Annotated in this window: 17 protein-coding genes; 12 read left to right on the forward strand and 5 right to left on the reverse strand. The window is 65.8% G+C overall.

Annotated elements, in window-relative coordinates:
• Positions 1–798: 798 nt before the first annotated feature.
• Positions 799–1,461, reverse strand: coding sequence for a hypothetical protein (locus ACLQ7E_RS06065; protein WP_411731674.1), 663 nt, complete (start codon positions 1,459–1,461; stop codon positions 799–801).
• A 168-nt stretch (positions 1,462–1,629) separates the two neighbouring features.
• On the opposite strand from ACLQ7E_RS06065, the gene ACLQ7E_RS06070 reads away from it, so the two are divergent.
• From ACLQ7E_RS06070 to ACLQ7E_RS06125, 12 genes are all read left to right on the forward strand, one after another.
• Entirely contained in the window at positions 1,630–2,433 is an 804-nt protein-coding gene (locus ACLQ7E_RS06070) for a hypothetical protein (RefSeq protein WP_411731675.1), read from the forward strand.
• A gap of 15 nt (positions 2,434–2,448) precedes the next feature.
• Positions 2,449–3,441, forward strand: a complete 993-nt coding sequence (locus ACLQ7E_RS06075; RefSeq protein ID WP_411731676.1) for an HAD-IIA family hydrolase — start codon at positions 2,449–2,451, stop codon at positions 3,439–3,441.
• Positions 3,442–3,455: 14 nt separating this feature from the next.
• Positions 3,456–3,674, forward strand: a complete 219-nt coding sequence (locus ACLQ7E_RS06080) for a hypothetical protein (RefSeq protein WP_411731677.1) — start codon at positions 3,456–3,458, stop codon at positions 3,672–3,674.
• Complete coding sequence (locus ACLQ7E_RS06085) at positions 3,671–4,477, forward strand: TlyA family RNA methyltransferase (RefSeq protein ID WP_411731678.1); 807 nt, start codon at positions 3,671–3,673, stop codon at positions 4,475–4,477. The genes ACLQ7E_RS06080 and ACLQ7E_RS06085 overlap by 4 nt, the downstream gene beginning before the upstream one ends.
• Before the next feature lie 54 nt (positions 4,478–4,531).
• The gene (locus ACLQ7E_RS06090) at positions 4,532–5,566 is read left to right on the forward strand and encodes an NAD kinase (RefSeq protein WP_411731679.1); all 1,035 of its coding nucleotides are present in this window, start codon (positions 4,532–4,534) and stop codon (positions 5,564–5,566) included.
• A complete protein-coding gene (recN, locus tag ACLQ7E_RS06095) occupies positions 5,563–7,296 on the forward strand; it encodes a DNA repair protein RecN (RefSeq protein WP_411731680.1) in 1,734 nt (577 codons plus the stop codon). The genes ACLQ7E_RS06090 and recN overlap by 4 nt, the downstream gene beginning before the upstream one ends.
• 86 nt (positions 7,297–7,382) lie before the next feature.
• Positions 7,383–9,071: a CTP synthase gene (locus tag ACLQ7E_RS06100; protein ID WP_411731681.1), complete on the forward strand. Its 1,689-nt coding sequence runs from the start codon at positions 7,383–7,385 to the stop codon at positions 9,069–9,071.
• Between the two features lie 4 nt (positions 9,072–9,075).
• Complete coding sequence (locus tag ACLQ7E_RS06105; RefSeq protein ID WP_411731682.1) at positions 9,076–9,741, forward strand: NUDIX domain-containing protein; 666 nt, start codon at positions 9,076–9,078, stop codon at positions 9,739–9,741.
• 12 nt (positions 9,742–9,753) lie between these two features.
• Positions 9,754–10,866 carry a site-specific tyrosine recombinase XerD gene (gene xerD, locus ACLQ7E_RS06110; RefSeq protein WP_411731683.1) on the forward strand — a complete coding sequence of 371 codons (1,113 nt, stop codon included), beginning with the start codon at positions 9,754–9,756 and terminating at the stop codon, positions 10,864–10,866.
• 17 nt (positions 10,867–10,883) lie between these two features.
• Positions 10,884–11,441, forward strand: a complete 558-nt coding sequence (locus ACLQ7E_RS06115; protein ID WP_411731684.1) for an 8-oxo-dGTP diphosphatase — start codon at positions 10,884–10,886, stop codon at positions 11,439–11,441.
• 44 nt (positions 11,442–11,485) lie between these two features.
• On the forward strand, positions 11,486–12,289 hold the full coding sequence (locus ACLQ7E_RS06120; protein WP_411731685.1) for a caspase family protein: 804 nt from the start codon (positions 11,486–11,488) through the stop codon (positions 12,287–12,289).
• 4 nt (positions 12,290–12,293) lie between these two features.
• Positions 12,294–13,919: a hypothetical protein gene (locus ACLQ7E_RS06125; RefSeq protein WP_411731686.1), complete on the forward strand. Its 1,626-nt coding sequence runs from the start codon at positions 12,294–12,296 to the stop codon at positions 13,917–13,919.
• 138 nt (positions 13,920–14,057) lie between these two features.
• Here ACLQ7E_RS06125 and ACLQ7E_RS06130 read toward each other — a convergent pair whose 3' ends face one another.
• Genes ACLQ7E_RS06130 through ACLQ7E_RS06145 form a run of 4 tightly spaced genes read right to left on the reverse strand, consistent with a single transcriptional unit; the run spans position 14,058 to position 18,304 of the window.
• Entirely contained in the window at positions 14,058–15,194 is a 1,137-nt protein-coding gene (locus ACLQ7E_RS06130; RefSeq protein ID WP_411731687.1) for a bifunctional 2-methylcitrate synthase/citrate synthase, read from the reverse strand.
• A gap of 18 nt (positions 15,195–15,212) precedes the next feature.
• Positions 15,213–16,142, reverse strand: a complete 930-nt coding sequence (prpB, locus tag ACLQ7E_RS06135) for a methylisocitrate lyase (protein WP_411731688.1) — start codon at positions 16,140–16,142, stop codon at positions 15,213–15,215.
• Positions 16,142–17,659, reverse strand: a complete 1,518-nt coding sequence (locus tag ACLQ7E_RS06140; RefSeq protein ID WP_411731689.1) for an MmgE/PrpD family protein — start codon at positions 17,657–17,659, stop codon at positions 16,142–16,144. Before ACLQ7E_RS06140 ends, prpB begins: the two co-directional genes overlap by 1 nt.
• The gene (locus tag ACLQ7E_RS06145; RefSeq protein WP_411731690.1) at positions 17,660–18,304 is read right to left on the reverse strand and encodes a GntR family transcriptional regulator; all 645 of its coding nucleotides are present in this window, start codon (positions 18,302–18,304) and stop codon (positions 17,660–17,662) included.
• Positions 18,305–18,352: the final 48 nt, after the last annotated feature.

The raw sequence follows: 18,352 nt of genomic DNA on the forward strand, positions 1-18,352 counted from the left end.
GGAAGCTAAGACCCACTGCGCCGATGGTACTGCACTCGGGAGGGTGTGGGAGAGTAGGTCACCGCCGGACATAAATGTCCCGGAACCCCCAAGCACACTGTGTTTGGGGGTTCCGATGTTTAACCCCCCAACCAAAAAAACTGCCATTTTCCAATGACAGTCTTCATCACCTGAATGGTTTGGGCCACCTGCCATATGCTTCCCAGTCGTGTTCGACGAACACACATTGGTTGGCTCTTCGCAGTATCTGCTGATGCGTTGTCGTCAAGGCTCACCGATTTCACGGCGCCAACGTCACGTGAACAGTGGAGGGGCTAAGCCGGAAACCGTTGGCCGAAGGTAGAAGTGGCAGCGCGACTTGCAAGGCCACGGATGAGGCGATTTGGTTCCGCTGGTTCATATCTTTACTTCTCCTTGAACGCGAGCTTACTTCTGAGTCCGGTAAATCAATTCAAGGGGAAGGGAACCGGCCGCAGGCAGCCGGACTGCTACATCGGATCTTGAGTCCGATGGAATGTTCCTCGTAGGCGGAGGAGCTGTTGTTTTCTAAAGCGAGTGACAGAGTTTCTGCCGTACAATTGATCAGTTGCGTTGCGCACTATTGGTGCAAATCACGAAGGCGACTGGGTACGCTCGACTAAGATAGATGCAGGCGTTCAATGCCCTGGTGAGGGCAAAAAGATTTTAGGGTGGGCTTCCGTGAGATGCGGGGGTCCACTGGTTCATGCGTGGGGTCCAAAACTGAAGACCCTTTTGAGAGGAACACATCTAGTGTCAAACGAAAACAAGGGCTTCGGGTCAAAGGACAACCGCGACCGGACCGGTTCTAAGCCGAACAACAGCGACGGTTTCCGTCGCGGTGGCGACGACCGCCGTGAAGGTGGCTTCAAGCCCCGTGAAGACCGTGGCGGATTCCAGGGCGGTGACCGTCGCGAAGGCGGTTTCAAGCCCCGTGAAGACCGTGGTGGATTCCGTGGCGGCAACGACCGTGGCGGATTCCAGGGTGGCGACCGCCGTGAAGGTGGCTTCAAGCCCCGTGAAGACCGTGGCGGATTCCAGGGCGGAGACCGCCGTGAAGGTGGCTTCAAGCCTCGCGAAGATCGCGGTGGCTTCAAGCCCCGTGAAGACCGTGGCGGATTCCAGGGTGGAGACCGTCGCGAAGGTGGCTTCAAGCCTCGAGAAGATCGCGGTGGCTTCAAGCATCGAGAAGATCGCGGTGGAATCAAGCCTCGTGAAGACAGTGGCGGATTCCAGCGTGGAGACCGTCGCGAAGGCGGCTTCAAGCCCCGTGAAGACCGTGGCGGATTCCAGGGTGGAGACCGTCGCGAAGGCGGTTTCAAGCCCCGTGAAGATCGCGGTGGTTTCAAGCCCCGTGAAGATCGTGGTGGTTTCAAGCCCCGCGCCGAGAGCAGCACCGCTGACCTCGAGGCACAGCGCGACGAAGAGATCCGTCGCGCGCACAACCCGGCCGACCTTCGCAGCTCCAACAGCCCGGAACGCGGACGTTCACCGGAAATTGATGACGATGTAACTGGCAAGGAACTGGACCGCATCACCCGTGCGGAACTGCGTTACCTTGACGACGTCAACAACGAATGGGTATCCAAGCACCTGGTCATGGCCGGCCGCTTGATCGATATCGATCCCCAGTTGGCCTACGAGCACACCATCGCAGCCAGCCGTCGTGGCGGCCGCGTTGCAGTTGTTCGTGAAGCCGTCGGCCTCGCCGCATACGCTGCCGGCGAGTTCGCCGAAGCACTGCGCGAATTCCGCACCCACCGCCGCATCAGCGGCAACAACCTGCACCTGCCCCTGATCGCCGATTCCGAACGTGGAATTGGTCGTCCGGAAAAGGCGCTGGAAATTGCCCACAGCGAGGTCATCGAGACCCTGGACACCAATGGCAAGGTCGAAATGGCCATGGTCGCATCCGGTGCCCAGAACGACTTGGGTAACCTCGACGCAGCCTTGGCTGAACTTGAGATCCCGCAGTTGGATCTGAACCGCGCGTTCAGCTACAGCCCGCGTCTCTTCTCGGCCTACGCCGACGCCTTGGAAAACCTGGGCCGCAACGAAGAAGCATCGACCTGGCGCAAGCAGATCTCCGTGGCCGAGGAAGCTCTTGGCACCGGCGAGTTCGCCGAACCGGATATCATCGACCTCGGCGAAGACGACGAAACCGAGGCACGCCGCCCGCGTGCCCGCGATCTCGTCGAGTCGGAGACCCTTTCCTCGGAAGACGGCGTCGAATCCTCGCAAGAAGCCGAAGAAGAAGGACTCTCTGACGAAGACGCCGTCGACGTTGTCGATGCGTCCTCGCTTGAGGAAGTGGCCGAGGAATCGAACCCGGAACTCGATGACGAGGCCCCGGCCGTCACCGAGGCCAACGGAACGTCCCCGGTCATCGACCAGGACGAAAACGACGAAAAGTAGGAATTCGATTCATCCATGCTGATCTCAGGTTATGACGCGCTGCTCGCCGATCTCGACGGCGTCGTCTATGCCGGCAACGGTGCAATTCCCAAGGCCATCGATGCCTTGAACCGATTGCAGGAACACTCGGTCGTCCTGGCGTACATCACGAACAACGCCTCACGATCGCCGGGTGCCGTTGCGGCACACCTGATTCAGCTGGGTGCCCCCGCGTCTGCCGACCAAGGCTTTGGCTCGGCAGACGCGGGAGCCGAACTCCTTGCCCAGAAACTGCCCCAAGGCTCCAAGGTCTTGGTGGTGGGCAGCTCCTACCTGCGCGACTGCGTGAGTTCCTTCGGAATGGAAATAGTCGCCAGCCACCTGGATCAGCCCCAAGGGGTCATCCAGGGCTTCGACCCTTCCATTGGCTGGAAGGATCTGGCGGAAGCGGCCTACGCGATCCACGGTGGAGCCATCTGGGTCGCCACCAACACCGATCGGACCATCCCGCGCGCCGAGGGCATCGCCCCCGGCAACGGATCCTTGGTCGAGGCCGTCGCCGCGGCCACCGATGCCAAGCCACTGGTGGCCGGCAAGCCCGAACCACTGCTCTTCCGCCGCGCGGCCGAAACCTTCCAGGCCACCCACCCGCTGGTGGTGGGGGACCGGCTCGACACCGACATCCTCGGCGGCAACAACGCCGGATGCCGTACCGCCCTGGTGCTCACCGGCGTGGACACGGTGCGTACGGCGTTGGCCGCCCGTACCGCAGAACGCCCCAACTACATCATTGCCGACCTCTCAGGGCTCTACGAGACCTACCCCGTCGTCGAGGTCACCGGATTCGGCGTCCGCTGCGGTGCCGCACTGGCCTCGATCAACGGCGAAACGATCACCATAGATGGCGACGAAACCGACCTTGATTCCTGGCGTGCGGCATGTGCGGCCTGGTGGCTCGCGCACCCGCAACAGGAACACGCCGTGGAACCGAAGCTCAGTTTTTCCCAAATCGTCGGCATCAAGCCATAGGCTCGAGGGTGATGATGAGCAACAACCACACACCACCTGCCAACAACGGCCCCGGCGCACAGGTCTCCGGTCCGCGCCCGGCGGCACCCACGGAATACCACCAGTCGACGACCGATCTCGGCGTCCTGGAGACCCTGGCGTCGGCCCCCGTTGCCGAACACCTGGCCATCTTCGAAGACCTGCAGGCGTCGTTGACCGCCGATCTTGACGCAACCTCCCTGGAGCAAGCATGAGCCGCCTCGACCAGGAACTGGTCACCCGTTCCCTGGCCCGATCGCGCACCGACGCTGCCCGGATGATCGCCGATCAGCGGGTGCGCGTCGATGGCATGGTTGCCACCAAGGCCGCAAAAAACGTTGCCGAATCCTCGGCCATCACCGTCCAGGCCGCCGCGGGCGAGGAGTTCGTGAGCCGGGCCGGGCACAAGCTTGCAGGTGCGTTGGCAGCCTTTTCACTTATCGAAGTCGCCGGAAAACGCTGCCTTGACGCCGGGGCCTCCACCGGCGGATTCACCGACGTGCTGCTGCGCCGCGGCGCGGACCACGTCGAGGCCGTCGATGTGGGGCACGGCCAGCTCGTCTCCGAACTGCGCGCCGATGCCCGTGTCCACGTCCACGAGGGCATGAACGTGCGCTACCTGGACCCCGCTGACATCGGGGGAGCCGTGGCCCTGGTGGTGGCTGACCTGTCCTTCATCTCCTTGACCATGGTCATGAAGGCCCTGGCCGGTGCCACGGAGCCGAACGGCGACATGGTGCTCATGGTCAAGCCCCAATTCGAGATCGGCCGCGAACAGCTTTCCCGCACCGGGGTGGTCAACAGCCCCACCCAGCGGCGCAAGGCCGTGGACGCCGTGATGTCGTCGGCACGCGATGCCGGGCTGGACGTGAAGGGGCTGGCCCGCAGCCCGCTCCCGGGCCAGGACGGCAATGTCGAGTTCTTTTTGTGGCTGGGCAAGGATGCCGGACACAATCCGGAGGCTTCTCCACAACCCCGCGTCGGGACCGACGCCTGGCCGGACGTTGACTATTCTTAGACTGGTGGCATCTGAACCGATGTCCTAACCTTCGGTCCGCCGAGGAAGGAACTCATGCGCAGGATTTTGGTCCTCACCCACACCGGACGAAACGATGCCCTTCTAGCTGCCGTGGACACCTGTTCCCGGCTTCGCGATGCCGGACTCATCCCGGTGATGCGCCGCCTGGAAATGCAGGCAGTGCGCAACACCCCGGAGGGTGAAGACCTCGAGGTTGAGATCCTCGACGAAGACACCAGCCTCGAAGCCATCGACCTCGGAGTGGTGCTCGGAGGCGACGGCAGCGTGCTGCGGGCCGCAGAGCTTGTGCGCAACGCCGGGGTGCCGCTGCTCGGGGTGAACCTGGGACATGTCGGGTTCCTGGCCGAAAGCGAACGCGCGGCCCTGCAGGAAACGGTCCAATGGGTCGTTGAGCGCCGCTACACCGTCGAGGAACGCATGACCATCGACGTGCAGGTCTGGCTGGACAACCGCCGGATCGCCCACACCTGGGCCCTGAACGAGGCCGCCGTGGAAAAGGCCAACCGCGAACGCATGATCGAGGTGGTCATGGAGGTCGATGGCCGCCCGCTGAGCACCTTCGGCTGCGACGGCGTGGTCATGGCCACCCCCACAGGATCCACCGCCTACGCGTTCTCCGCCGGCGGACCTGTCGTCTGGCCCGAGGTCGAGGCACTGGTCATGGTTCCCATCAGCGCCCACGCCCTCTTCGCCAAGCCACTGGTCGTCGCCCCCACCTCCCTGCTGGCCATCGAGATCCTGACCCGCACCGATGCGGGCGCGGTTCTCTGGTGCGACGGGCGGCGAACCATCGAGCTGCCGCCCGGCGCCCGTGTCGAAGTCACCCGCTCCACCAAGCCGGTGCGCCTGGCACGGATGAACCAGACCCCGTTCTCCGAACGACTGGTCAACAAGTTCGAACTACCCATCCAAGGCTGGCGCGGACCGGTGGAACCCGGGGAACGCGAGACCGCAACGACGGCGCTGCCGGTCATCACCCCGGCGATGCAGGTCATCGAACCGCGCCACCACGAACCCAAGCCCGAACCGGAAACCCTCGGGGACAAGGATCATCGGAGGCAACTGTGATACAGGAAATACGCATCAGCGACCTGGGTGTCATTTCCCAGGCGACCCTGCCGCTGGGCCCGGGCTTCAGCGTGGTCACCGGCGAAACCGGTGCCGGCAAGACCATGGTCATCACCGCACTGGGGCTGCTGCTCGGGCGCCGCGCGGATGCCGGGGCCGTGCGCCACGGCGCCAAGCAGGCAGTGGCCGATGCAACGCTCGTGTTGCCTGCCACCAGCAAGGTCCTGGAACGTGCCGAGGAAGCCGGCGCGCTTATCGAACGCTTCGACGACCAGGCCGAGCTGATCATCACCCGCACCCTGTCGGCCGAGGGACGCAGCCGCGCCTCCGTTGGCGGACGCGCCGCCCCGGTGGGCGTGCTGGTCGAACTGGGCGAGGACCTGATCGCCATCCACGGTCAAACCGACCAGCTGAGGCTCAAGGGCGCCGCGGCGCAACGCGCCTCGCTGGACAAGTTTGCCGGCGCCCCCATGGCCAAGCTCCTGAGCGGCTACCAGCAGACCTTTGACAAGTGGGGAAGCGCCCAGGCCGAACTTGAGGAACTGGTGGCCGCCTCCCGCGAACGCATTCGCGAGGCGGAATCGTTGCAGACCGCCCTTGAAGAGATCGACGCCGTTGATCCGCAGCCGGGCGAAGACGTGGAACTGAAGAACCAATCGCTAAAGCTCTCCAACGTTGAAGCCCTGCGTTCCAACGCAAACCTTGCACACGAATCGCTGAACAGCGAGGACTATGAAGCCGCCAGCGTGATCTCCTTGGTCGAGGCCGCCAAACACGCCCTTGATCAAGTGGCAGCGGACGACGCGGACATCAAGGCATTGGCCGAGCGGCTTAATGAAGTCGGAATTCTTGCCGCGGAGATCTCCACGGACTTGGCCGCCTATCTCTCGGATCTGGACGCCGAGGGACCAGAACGCCTGGCCTCGCTGGAGGAACGCCGGTCGGATTTGAACCGACTGATCCGTAAATACGCCCCAAACATCGATGAAGTCATTTCTTGGGCGAGCAGCTCCCGCACCCGCCTGACGGAGATCCAGGGCGATGACGGGCGGATCGAGGAGCTCAGAACAGAAACCGAGTCGCTACGCACCCAAGTTCTGGACTTGGCTGCCAAGCTCTCCAAGCTGCGTGCCAAGGCCGCCAAAGATCTATCCACCCGCGTGACCGCCGAGCTCGCTGCGCTGGCCATGCCGGACGCGAAGTTTGTGCTGGAGATCGAGAAGCTTACCGAGCCCAATCGCCATGGGCTGGACTCCATCACCATGCTGCTGCAGCCGCATGCGGGGTCATCCCCGCGCCCGCTGGGCAAGGGCGCCTCGGGCGGTGAGCTCTCCCGGGTGATGCTGGCCATCGAGGTGGTGCTGGCGGCCGTGGACCCCGTTCCGACCTTTGTCTTCGACGAGGTGGACGCCGGCGTCGGCGGAAAGGCGGCGGTGGAGATCGGCAAGCGACTGGCCATGCTCGCCAAGCACGTCCAGGTGATAGTAGTCACCCACCTGCCGCAGGTGGCGGCCTATGCCGACCGCCACGTCCGGGTCATCAAGTCGTCGAACGCCTTGGCCGCCGACGGCGCGGGATTCACCGCCAGCGACGTCGTGCTCCTGGACGAAGCCGAGCGGGTGCGCGAATTGGCGCGGATGCTGGCCGGCCAGGAAGACTCCAGCACGGCGCAGGCACATGCCGAGGAGCTGCTCGGCGAGGCGCAATTGCTTGTGAGTTCGCTTTCGTGAAGCGCGGATTCCGCCTACCGCATCCCGCAACGCTGTAGAGTCTTTCCCAACCGTCCAACAACGAAAAGGTGATAGGGTAGAACCCCGTGGTGCAACGTAATCTTTCTCGTGATTCCCGGTCGTCTGAAACGACAAAACATATCTTCGTCACCGGCGGTGTGGCCTCGTCCCTCGGAAAGGGACTGACGGCTTCCAGCCTCGGTCACCTTCTTCGTGCGCGTGGTCTCTCCGTAACGATGCAGAAGCTAGACCCGTATCTGAATGTGGATCCGGGCACAATGAACCCTTTCCAGCACGGTGAAGTCTTTGTCACCGATGACGGCGCAGAAACCGATCTCGACATCGGACACTACGAGCGCTTCCTGGACGAAAACCTCAACGGCATGGCGAACGTGACCACCGGACAGGTCTACTCCGAGGTCATCGAAAAAGAACGCCGCGGCGACTACCTGGGCGACACCGTCCAGGTCATCCCGCACATCACCGATGAGATCAAGCGCCGCATGCGGCTGCCGGCCACCGAGCCGGGCAAGGGCAAGAAGGCCCCCGATGTGATCATCACCGAAATCGGTGGAACCGTCGGCGACATCGAATCCCAGCCGTTCCTCGAATCCGCACGCCAGGTCCGCCAGGACATCGGCCGCGGCAACGTCTTCTTCGTCCACGTCTCCCTGGTGCCCTACATCGGCCCCAGCCACGAACTGAAGACCAAGCCGACCCAGCACTCCGTTGCCGCGTTGCGCTCCATTGGCATTCAGCCGGACGCCCTCGTGATCCGTTCGGACCGCGAAATCCCGGCAGAAATGCGCGTCAAGCTCGGCAAGACCTGCGACGTTGACCCGGAAGCGGTCATCAACTGCGCCGATGCCCCGAGCATCTACGACATCCCGGTGGTCATCCACTCGCAGGGCCTGGACGCCTACATCGTTCAGCACCTGGGCATGAAGTTCAAGGATGTGAACTGGTCGAAGTGGAACAAGCTCCTCGACGCCGTGCACAACCCGAAGCACCACCTGGAAATCGCGCTGGTCGGCAAGTACATCGACCTGCCCGACGCCTATCTCTCGGTCACCGAAGCCCTGCGTGCCGGCGGCTTCGCCAACAAGGCCAAGGTGCAGATCCGCTGGGTCCCTTCCGACGACTGCTCAACCGAAGCAGGCGCCAAGAAGGCACTTGCCGGCGTAGACGCCATCTGCGTGCCCGGTGGCTTCGGCATCCGCGGCCTGGAAGGCAAGCTGGGCGCCCTGAAGTTCGCCCGCGAAAACCGCATGCCGACCCTGGGCCTGTGCCTGGGCCTGCAGTCGATGGTCATCGAATACGCCCGCAACGTGGTTGGCCTGGCAGACGCCTCGTCCACCGAGTTCGAGCCCGATACCAAGCACCCGGTCATCGCGACCATGCAGGAGCAGCTCGAAATCGTTGACGGCAAGGGCGACCTGGGCGGCACCATGCGCCTGGGCCTCTACGATGCAACGCTCACCGAGGGCTCGGTTGTGGCTGCGACCTACGGCACGACCGCCGTGGCCGAACGCCACCGCCACCGCTACGAGGTCAACAACGCCTACCGCGCACAGCTCGCGGAGGCAGGACTGGTCTTCTCCGGCACCTCGCCGGACGGCAAGCTGGTTGAATTCGTGGAACTGCCCAAGGACGTACACCCGTACTACGTCTCCACGCAGGCACACCCGGAGCTCTCCAGCCGACCCACCCGCCCGCACCCGCTCTTCGCGGGGCTGGTCAAGGCCGGGTTGGATCACCAGAAGGCTGGCAAGTAGCACCATGGCAACAACAGACGGCGAGGCGCTGGGCGATACGTTCAGCCCTCGCCGCCTGCTTTCATCCGAGACCGTCTACGACGGGCGCATCTGGGACGTTGTGCAGGACACCTTCGAATACGCGCCCGACGCGGCACCGCTGGTGCGGGACTACATCGACCACCCCGGAGCCGTTGCCGTGCTCGTGCTCAACGAAGCCGACGAGGTGCTGATGATCAACCAGTACCGGCACCCCGTGCGCATGAACCTGTGGGAAATCCCCGCCGGGCTCATGGACATCGAAGGGGAGGCGCCGCACCTGGCCGCCGCGCGCGAACTTGCCGAGGAGGCAGACCTCATCGCCGCCGACTGGGCGGTGCTGGTCGACCTGTTTCTTTCCCCGGGTTCCTCCTCGGAGGCGATCCGCATCTACCTGGCACGCGACGCCCGACCGGTTCCCGAGCATGAACGCCACGAACGCACCGACGAGGAAGCCGACATGGCCCTTGCCTGGGTTCCCCTTGACGAGGCAATCGCCGGCGTCCTTGGCGGGCGGATCCACAACCCCTCAGCGGTTGCCGGCCTGCTGGCCGCCGCTGCGGCACGCGCAGACGGGTACGCCTCGCTGCGCCCGGTCGACACCTCGTTCGAGGCCCACCCGCGACTGCGCTCCACCGAACCCAAGCTCTAGGGGAGAGGCACCATGTCCTCCGCCATGTTTGAGCCGGCCACGATTGAGCTGGCTCCTGTCACGTCGGTCCCTGCCACGATCCGCCTGACTCCTGTCGCTTCGGCACCGGTACCTGGCACGACACCGGCACCTGGCACGGCACCGGCACCTGCCACCGCAGCGCCGGCTGTTATCGCACCTGACCCGGCGAGCCTGCCCATGGGCAAGCACCTGGCGACCTACCTGCAGCATCTGGCCGTGGAACGCGGCATGGCCAAGAACACCGTCAGCGCCTACCGCCGCGACCTGTACCGGTACGTTTCCTTCCTGCACACCCAGGACGTTCATGAACCGTCCCAGGTGACACTCGGCCACCTGACCTCCTTTGCCCAGGCCGTGCGCGACGGGGCCGACGGCGCCGCCCCGCTGAGCGCCAGGTCGGCCGCACGCACCATCGTCGCGGTGCGCGGGGTACACAAGTTCTGGGAACTTGAGGGGCTGGCACCCACGAACCCCGCGGTCGACCTGCACCCGCCACAGCCCGGGCGCCGCCTGCCCAAGGCCATCAGCGTCGAGCAGGTCACCGCGATCCTGGACTCGGTCTCCATCGAGACCTCCGCGGGGCTGCGCGACAAGGCCATCCTCGAATTCCTGTACTCCACCGGCGCCCGCATCTCGGAGGCCGTGGGCCTGGACGTCGATGACCTGCATCTGGAACGCCCGGCCAGCGGACCTGCGGTGGTGCGGCTCTTCGGCAAGGGCTCCAAGGAACGCATCGTGCCGCTGGGGTCCTACGCCATCGACGCCCTGAACGCGTACCTGGTCCGCGGGCGGCCCGAACTTGTGGCCAAGGGCAAGGGCACCGCCGCCCTCTTCCTGAACCAGCGCGGCGGGCGGCTCTCGCGCCAGTCAGCCTGGTCGGTGCTCACCAAGGCCGCCGAACGCGCAGGCATCGAGCAAGACGTCTCCCCGCACACCCTCCGTCATTCCTTCGCCACGCACCTGCTCGAGGGCGGCGCCGACGTGCGCGTGGTCCAGGAACTGCTGGGCCATGCCTCGGTGACCACCACCCAGGTCTACACCCTGGTCACGGCCGATACCCTGCGTGAGATCTACGCGGCTGCCCACCCGCGAGCCCACAACTAAGGAAGGCGCTCCCCGCCATGCCCCACGCGTCCGCCGAAACCCCCACCCAGGTCGTGCTGTGCCTGCCGGTCCTGCGCGGGCCCAACGGCGCCCAGGTGCTGCTGGGGCTGAAGCAACGCGGGTTCGGTGCCGGACGGGTTGTTGCCCCCGGCGGAAAGATCGAGCCGGGGGAGAGTCCCGAAGACGCGGCGGTGCGCGAGCTGGCCGAGGAAACCTCGCTGGTCGCCGACGCCGCATCGCTGTTGCCCGCCGCCCGGGTCTACTTCCGTTTCCCGGCGAACCCCGCCGCGGACATGGACTGCACGATCTACCTCGCCTCCGCTTTCACAGGCCTGGCCCTGCCCTCGGAGGAGCTCTCCCCGGAATGGCATCCGGTGGGGCATTTGCCGCTGGAGCGGATGTGGGACGATTCGGCGCTTTGGCTGGGGCGGATCCTGGCAGGGGAACGCTTCGACGCCCTGGTCCGGCTTGCGGAAGACAACGAATCGGTGGACCGGTTTGCGACCATCAACTGGCAGGGAAACGGAATTCCCGCAGTTCCCGCAACCGAAGGCGACTTCCCGGACATTACCTAGGCATGAGGGAGCACCCGAAACCGGGCTCGTGGCTCAACGGCTGCGTGAATGACGCCAATGACTTCGCGCAGGTGCTGGGGGCCGGATACGGATTCGCCGACGGCCAGATCGAGGTGCTCACGGACGGCGCGGCAACCAAGGCCGCGGTCATGGGTCGGTTGGGCGAGGCCATGGACCGGGCCGCCGCCGACGGGCTCAAGCACCTGGTCTTCACGTTTTCCAGCCACGGGACCCAGATCCCGGACGCTTCGGGGGACGAGGCCGACAAGGCCGACAAGGCGGACGAGGCCGACAAGGCGGACGAGGCGTTTGCCACCTTCGACCTGAACGAGGCGGGTGACCAATGGGATCCGGCCAGCCTGATCTCCGACGACGAGCTCCATGACCTCATTTCCCGGGCCGGGCCCGGCGTGCTGGTGGAGGTCGTCCTGGACACCTGCCACAGCGGCACCGGGCTCAAGGCGCTGGACCTGCTGCCCGGGCGCCGCCCGCGGTTCCTGCCCCCGCCCACCCCGATCGGCCTGGAGCGGACGGCGACGGCGGATCCGCGGGCCTTCCGCGACCTGGTGTCGCGCTCGGGCAGGGGAAACCGCCCGGTGCTGCTGGCAGGCTGCCGCTCCTACCAGACCTCGGCCGACTCGGTGTTTGACGGGCGCTACAACGGCGCGTTCACCTACTATCTGCTCGAGGAGCTGCGGAGCGACCCCACGCGCAGCCGCCGGTCGCTGTTGGCCGCCGTCACCAAGTCGCTGGCCAAGGGCAGCTTTGACCAGCGTGCCCAGCTTGAGGGCCCGACCGCGGCCAAGGCCTCGCCGTGGGGGAGCGCCTTCGCGAACCCGGCGCGGTGAAGCGATGCCCGCCCTGCCGACCCATCGCGCCGGGGACCTGAGCTCGCTGACGGTGCTTGCCCAGGGACCGCATTCGATGGATTCCGCGGGGCGGCTGATGACCCACACACTGCGCATTCCCGGCGAACGGCTGCTGACCGGCCCGTTGGACGCGCGCCTCGAGGTCATCGTGCGTGGCCCGCGCGGGCGCAGGGAAAACCAGGTGCTGGGAAACGGCAGCTGGGGAGCGGAGGACATCGCCCCTCCGCCGGATCCATCAGACCTGCCGATCGACCGCCGCTTTCTGGCCCAGCAGGCCAACGCGGTGGCGGCACACACCCTGGCCGCGTTCGAGCGGGCGCTGGGGCGGCGGATGGGCTGGGCCGGCGGGGGCAGACTGAAGCTGTACGCCAATGACCGGATCGACTTCCGCAACACCGGGTACACGCGTTCGGATTGTTCGATCCGCTTCGGCCTGATCGAGGATGCGCGGCACCGGAACAGGCTCCCGCTGGTGCTGTACCGGGACCTGGTGGCCCACGAGGTCACCCACGCCGTCGTCGACGGCTACCGCCCACGCTGGGGAGATTCCCTGGCCGGGGCCGACCAGCTGGCGCTGCACGAGGCACTCGCCGACCTGCTGGCCATGCTGGGGGTCTTCACCGCCGAGGCCGTGGTGGAAAAGATCATTGCCGGGGAAATGGCCGCCTGCGGGGGAACCCTGGAATCCATCGATTCGACCCTGCTGGCGTCCGGGCTCTTCCGTTTCGCGGACAACCTGTTCAGCCATGGCTGGGCCGCGCGGGATCCGCTGACTGGGGACCTGCCGCAGGACTGGCGCAGCGACGTGGAACCGCATCGACGTGCCGCGGGGGTCGTCCGCGCGGTGCTGGGAACCGTGCTGCGGCTGTGGCGGGCGGAACTGGGGCGGCCCGGCCGCCTGGCAAGCGTTCACCAGGTGGCCGCCGCAGGAGCCCGGATCGGTGAGCGGGTGCTGAACATGCTGCTGCGCGGACTGGCCTACATGGCCCCGGTGGATGTGGGCTGGGAGGATCTGCTGCGCGGAATCCTGGCCGCCGACGCGGTTGTGGTCCCGCAGGACGAGCGCAACTACCGCGGAACGCTGCGCAGCTGCTTTGCCGAGGTAGGAATCGTTGCCGGCCCGTCGCACGCCCTGGACGGGATCTCCGGCCTGCGGGACCTGAACTACCCGGTCCGGCTTTCAGCCCTGGGGTCCGACCCCGACGAGGTGCTGCGTTTCATTTGGGACAACCCGGCATTGATGGACGCGGCGAAACTGGATCCGTCCGCCCGGATCACCATCGACAGGGTGCGCCCCAGCCTGAGGCTCAGCCCCGACGGGTTCGCTGTCGCCGAAATCGGGGCCTCCTTCGTCCAGGAATTGCGCCTTGCCCCGGCCGAGGCCACAAAGCTGGGCCTGCGCACCACATCCGCGGTGGTGTTGCGGGGCGGGGGCCTGCTGCGCTTCGACGAGGGCGGACACCTTTCCTTCGCCGCGCTGAAGCCGGTGCTTGATGCGGGGCGGCAGCAGGAACTGATCGAGGGGGCCGACGCCGCCCGGAACGCTGCCCAACGCATCGGCGCCTCGATGTACCATCCTCCTGCCACACCCGCCCCTTCCAAACCTTGACCCGAGCCCCGGCGCGGGGGCAGCCCGGGGAATTCGGCCGGGCACGGCAATGGCCGCCCGGGGAATTCGGCCGGGCACGGCAATGGCCGCCCGGGGAGGAGGACAATGCCTCCGCCCCGGGCGACCATTTTCCGTGGCCTAGAACGCGCGCTGCTCCGGGCCGTTGTATTCGGACAACGGGCGGATCAACGCGTTGGCCGCGCGCTGTTCCATCACGTGCGCGGTCCAGCCGGTGATGCGCGAGGCAATGAAGATCGGCGTGAACATGTCGGTGTCGAAGCCCATCAGGTGGTACGTCGGGCCGGCCGGGTAGTCGAGGTTGGGCTTGATGCCCTTGGCCTCGTCCATGGCCGCCTCGAGTCCGTCGTAGAGCCCAAGCATCTCGCTGCGGCCGTAGTGCGCGATCATCTTGTCCAACGCCGCCTTCATGGTCGGGACGCGGGAGTCGCCGTGCTTGTAGACGCGGTGCCCGAAGCCCATGACCTTCTTCTTGGCCGCCAGGGCATCTTCCATCCAGGCCTTGGCGCGTGCCGCGGCGTCCTCGCGGGATTCGTTCTTGTCGATCCCGATCTCCTGGAAAGTGTGCATGACGGCCTCGTTGGCACCGCCGTGCAGCGGGCCCTTGAGGGCGCCGATGGCGGCGGTGACAGCCGAATGCAGGTCCGAGAGCGTCGAGGTCACCACGCGTGCGGTGAACGTGGAGGCATTGAAGGAATGCTCCGCGTAGAGCACCATCGAAACGCGGAACGCGTCGACCACCTCGGGGGCGGCCTCCTCGCCGAAGGTCATCCACAGGAAGTTCTGCGAATAATCCAGGTCCTCACGCGGCTCGATGACGCCCAGGCCGCGGCGGCGGCGCTGGTCGTAGGCGACCACCGCCGGGAACGCGGCGAAAAGTTCCTTGGCCTTGATGAGTTCGGCCTCCGGGGAGGAATCCTCGGCCAGGGCGTGGTTTGCCCCGATGACGGACACCGCCGTGCGGCCCACATCCATCGGGTGGCAATCCAGCGGCAGCAGGTCGATGGCGGCCTTGACGTTGGAGACCAGCGCGCGTCCGGCCCGCTCGGCCGCCACGAAGTCGGTGAGCTCGATTTCGCTGGGCAGCTCGCCGGTCCACAGAAGCAGCGCCACTTCCTCAAAGCTCTTGGACGCGGCCAGGTCCTGGACCGGGTATCCACGGTAAAGCAGCGAATTCGTTTCCGAGTTCACCTTGGAAACGGCCGTGTAATCGACAACGACCCCGGCGAGGCCCTTCTTGATCTCAGTTTCAGTCATCACTTCGCTCCTGACTTCCTACAGATTCGCGTTATTTGTGTGGATATCCAGATCCGGAACCTGGAAATTGAAGATCCCGGTATCGAAGCGGTTGTACGCCTCATAGTCAACCAGCTCGTACAAACGAGCACGCGTCAACATTGAATCTACCCGAGACTCCTGGGTTCCGTCGGACACAATTGCATCAAGGACACGCTCGGCCTCGCCCATGGCGCTGCGCAGCAGGGTCACCGGGTAGATCACCATGGCCACGCCGGTGGCGGCCAGCTGTTGGCGGGTGAAAAGCTCGGACTTGCCGAACTCCGTCATGTTCGCCAGCACCGGGACATCCACCGCCTGGCACACGGCCTCGAACTCGGACAGGTCCTTCATGGCCTCGGGGAAGATGGCATCCGCGCCTGCATCCACCAGGGCCTTGGCCCGGTCGATGACGGCACCCAGGCCCTCGACGCCGCGCACATCGGTGCGCGCCATGATCAGGAAATTCGGATCCCGCCGGGCGTCGGCCGCGGCGGCAATGCGCTTGACCATGGTGCCCAGGTCGACGACGTTCTTGCCGTCCAGGTGGCCGCAGCGCTTGGGGTTGAACTGGTCCTCGATGTGGCAGCCGGCCAGTCCTGCGTGCTCGAGTTCCTGGATGGTGCGGGCCACGTTCATGGGCTCGCCGAATCCGGTGTCGGCATCCACCAGGGTCGGCAGGTCCGTCATCCGGGCGATCTGCCCGGCACGGGTGGCCACCTCGGTCAGCGTGGTCAGCCCGATGTCCGGCAGGCCCAGGTCGTTGGCCAGCACGGCGCCGGAGACGTAGACGCCATCGAAGCCCTTTTCCTCGATCAACCGGGCCGAAAGCGGGTTGAAGGCCCCGGGGAACTGGCGCGCGGTTCCCGGAACGAGCATCTCGCGCAGGGCAGCGCGCTTCTGCTCGGGGGTGACGTTCGAGTACAACATTAGAACAATCCCTTCGGGGCGGCAGCGAGGTCGATGACGCCCGGTGCCGCAACGATGTTCAGCGCATCGAGCTCCCCGGCACCGAGCTTCTCCAGGTTTTCGGCCGCCGCGATGAAGCGGTCGATTTCGTCGTCCTCCACCAGGCCGGCGGCCAGGGTGCGGAACTTGTTGATGTACTGCTCGCGGGCGAACGGCCGGGCGCCGAGCGGGTGGGCGTCGGCCACGGCGATCTCGTCGGTGATCACGGTGCCGTCGGCCAGGATGATGACCACCGAGCCGCCGAAGGCCTTTTCGTTGATGTCCAGCGAGTGGTAGCGGCGGGTCCACTCCTTGTCTTCCTCGGTGGTGACCTTGTTCCACAGCTCGATGGTGTCGGGGCGGCCGGCGCGCTCGGGGGAGTAGGAATCCACATGGTGCCAGGCGCCGTCCTGCAGGGCGACGGTGAAGATGTACGGGATCGAGTGGTCAAGCGTCTCGCGCGATGCCGTCGGATCGTACTTCTGCGGGTCGTTGGCGCCGGAGCCGATCACGTAGTGGGTGTGGTGGCTGGTCCTGATGAGCACCGAGGCGACGTTCTTGGCGTCGGCGGCCTCCGGGTGTTCGCGGTTCAGCTTGCGGGCCAGGTCGATCCAGGCCTGGGCCTGGTACTCGGCGGAGTGCTCCTTGGTGTAGGTGTCAAGGATGGCGCGCTTGGCCTCGCCAGCTTCCGGCAACGGCACCTCGTAGGCGGCGTCCGGCCCGTCCAGCATCCAGGCGATGACGCCGTCCTCGCCTTCGTAGATCGGCACCGGGGAAGTCTGGCCGCGCATGGCGCGGTCGGCCGCCTCGACGGCCATCTTGCCGGCGAATGCCGGGGCGTGCGCCTTCCAGGTGGAGATTTCGCCCTTGCGCGACTGCCGGGTGGCGGTGGTGGTGTGCAGGCCCTGGCCCACGGCCTGGAAGATGGTTTCGACATCCAGGCCCAGCAGGGTGCCGATGCCGGCGGAGGCCGAGGGGCCCAGGTGCGCCACGTGGTCGATCTTGTGCTTGTGCAGGCAGATGGCCTTGACCAGGTCGACCTGGATCTCGTAGCCGGTGGCGATGCCGCGGATCAGGTCCTTGCCCGAGGCACCGGTGTGCTGGGCGACGGACAGGATCGGCGGGATGTTGTCGCCCGGGTGGGAGTACTCGGCGGCCAGGAAGGTGTCGTGGTAGTCGAGCTCGCGCACCGCCACGCCGTTGGCCCAGGCTGCCCATTCGGGGGAGACCTTCTCGGTGATGCCGAAGACTGAGGCACCCTTGCCGCCGGTGGACGGGGCGTGGGTCAGTGCCTGGGCGCGGGCGGCGACGATGGGGCCGCGGTTCAGCGAGGCAATGGCAACGGAGGCGTTGTCGATGATGCGGTTGATGATCATCTCAGTGACCTCGGCGGTGACCGCTACGGGGTCGGCCGCGACTTCTGCGATCTTGTGCGCGAGCTGGTCCTCGCGGGCAAGGTTTTCTTCACTGCGGTAGACGCGTACTGGGTGGTTGATCATTTAGGTGTCCTCTCTGGAACCGGCATGGGTTTTGATGTGTTCAAGACTGTGGTGAAGGTGCAACTGGGTGGCCGCCGCGGCGACCTCCGGGTTTTGTGCCGCGATGGCCTCGGCGATCGCTGCATGTTCGAGGGCCGAGGTTGCCAGGCGTTCGGGGTCGTCCTGGGCCAGGCGGCGGACCCGGGCCAGGTGCACCCGCAGGGAACGCAGGGCCTGCTCGATGTAGGGGTTGTCCACCGCCGCGTCGATGCTTCGGTCAAGTTCCCCGGCGAGCCGGTAGTAGGCCTCGCGGGTCTCCGGGTCGGTGGAACGTCCAGCTTCCATGAAGCGGGAGCGCAGTGCCGCAAAGACGGCGGGCTCGGCGTTTCGCGCAGCAATGCGGGCCGATTCGACCTCAAGGGCCCGGCGCAAGGCAAAGAGGTCATCGACGTGCTCGTGCGAGACGTCCGAGACGATAGCGCCGCGGCCGCGCTGCTGCACAGCCAGCCCGTCGGCGACCAGTCGCGCCAGTGCCTCACGCAGCGGGGTGCGTGAAACACCCAGGCGTTCTGCCTGTTCCACTTCGCCCAGCACGGCACCGGGACGCAACCGCCATTCGACGATGTCCGTTCGCAGTGCCTCGTAGGCCTTATCGCTTGCCCTCATGCCACCAATTGTATACAGAAAACCCACGAAGTCACGTGATCGATGGAA

The sequence above is a fragment of the Paeniglutamicibacter sp. genome, assembly GCF_046714615.1.
Taxonomy (GTDB): domain Bacteria; phylum Actinomycetota; class Actinomycetes; order Actinomycetales; family Micrococcaceae; genus Paeniglutamicibacter.

Coding starts and splice junctions, on each gene's coding strand:
- ACLQ7E_RS06075 (WP_411731676.1), top strand. CDS start 2,449: ATGCTGATCTCAGGTTATGACGCGCTGCTCGCCGATCTCGACGGCGTC.
- ACLQ7E_RS06080 (WP_411731677.1), top strand. CDS start 3,456: ATGAGCAACAACCACACACCACCTGCCAACAACGGCCCCGGCGCACAG.
- ACLQ7E_RS06085 (WP_411731678.1), top strand. CDS start 3,671: ATGAGCCGCCTCGACCAGGAACTGGTCACCCGTTCCCTGGCCCGATCG.
- ACLQ7E_RS06090 (WP_411731679.1), top strand. CDS start 4,532: ATGCGCAGGATTTTGGTCCTCACCCACACCGGACGAAACGATGCCCTT.
- ACLQ7E_RS06105 (WP_411731682.1), top strand. CDS start 9,076: ATGGCAACAACAGACGGCGAGGCGCTGGGCGATACGTTCAGCCCTCGC.
- xerD (WP_411731683.1), top strand. CDS start 9,754: ATGTCCTCCGCCATGTTTGAGCCGGCCACGATTGAGCTGGCTCCTGTC.
- ACLQ7E_RS06115 (WP_411731684.1), top strand. CDS start 10,884: ATGCCCCACGCGTCCGCCGAAACCCCCACCCAGGTCGTGCTGTGCCTG.
- ACLQ7E_RS06125 (WP_411731686.1), top strand. CDS start 12,294: ATGCCCGCCCTGCCGACCCATCGCGCCGGGGACCTGAGCTCGCTGACG.
- ACLQ7E_RS06130 (WP_411731687.1), bottom strand. CDS start 15,194: ATGACTGAAACTGAGATCAAGAAGGGCCTCGCCGGGGTCGTTGTCGAT.
- prpB (WP_411731688.1), bottom strand. CDS start 16,142: ATGTTGTACTCGAACGTCACCCCCGAGCAGAAGCGCGCTGCCCTGCGC.
- ACLQ7E_RS06140 (WP_411731689.1), bottom strand. CDS start 17,659: ATGATCAACCACCCAGTACGCGTCTACCGCAGTGAAGAAAACCTTGCC.
- ACLQ7E_RS06145 (WP_411731690.1), bottom strand. CDS start 18,304: ATGAGGGCAAGCGATAAGGCCTACGAGGCACTGCGAACGGACATCGTC.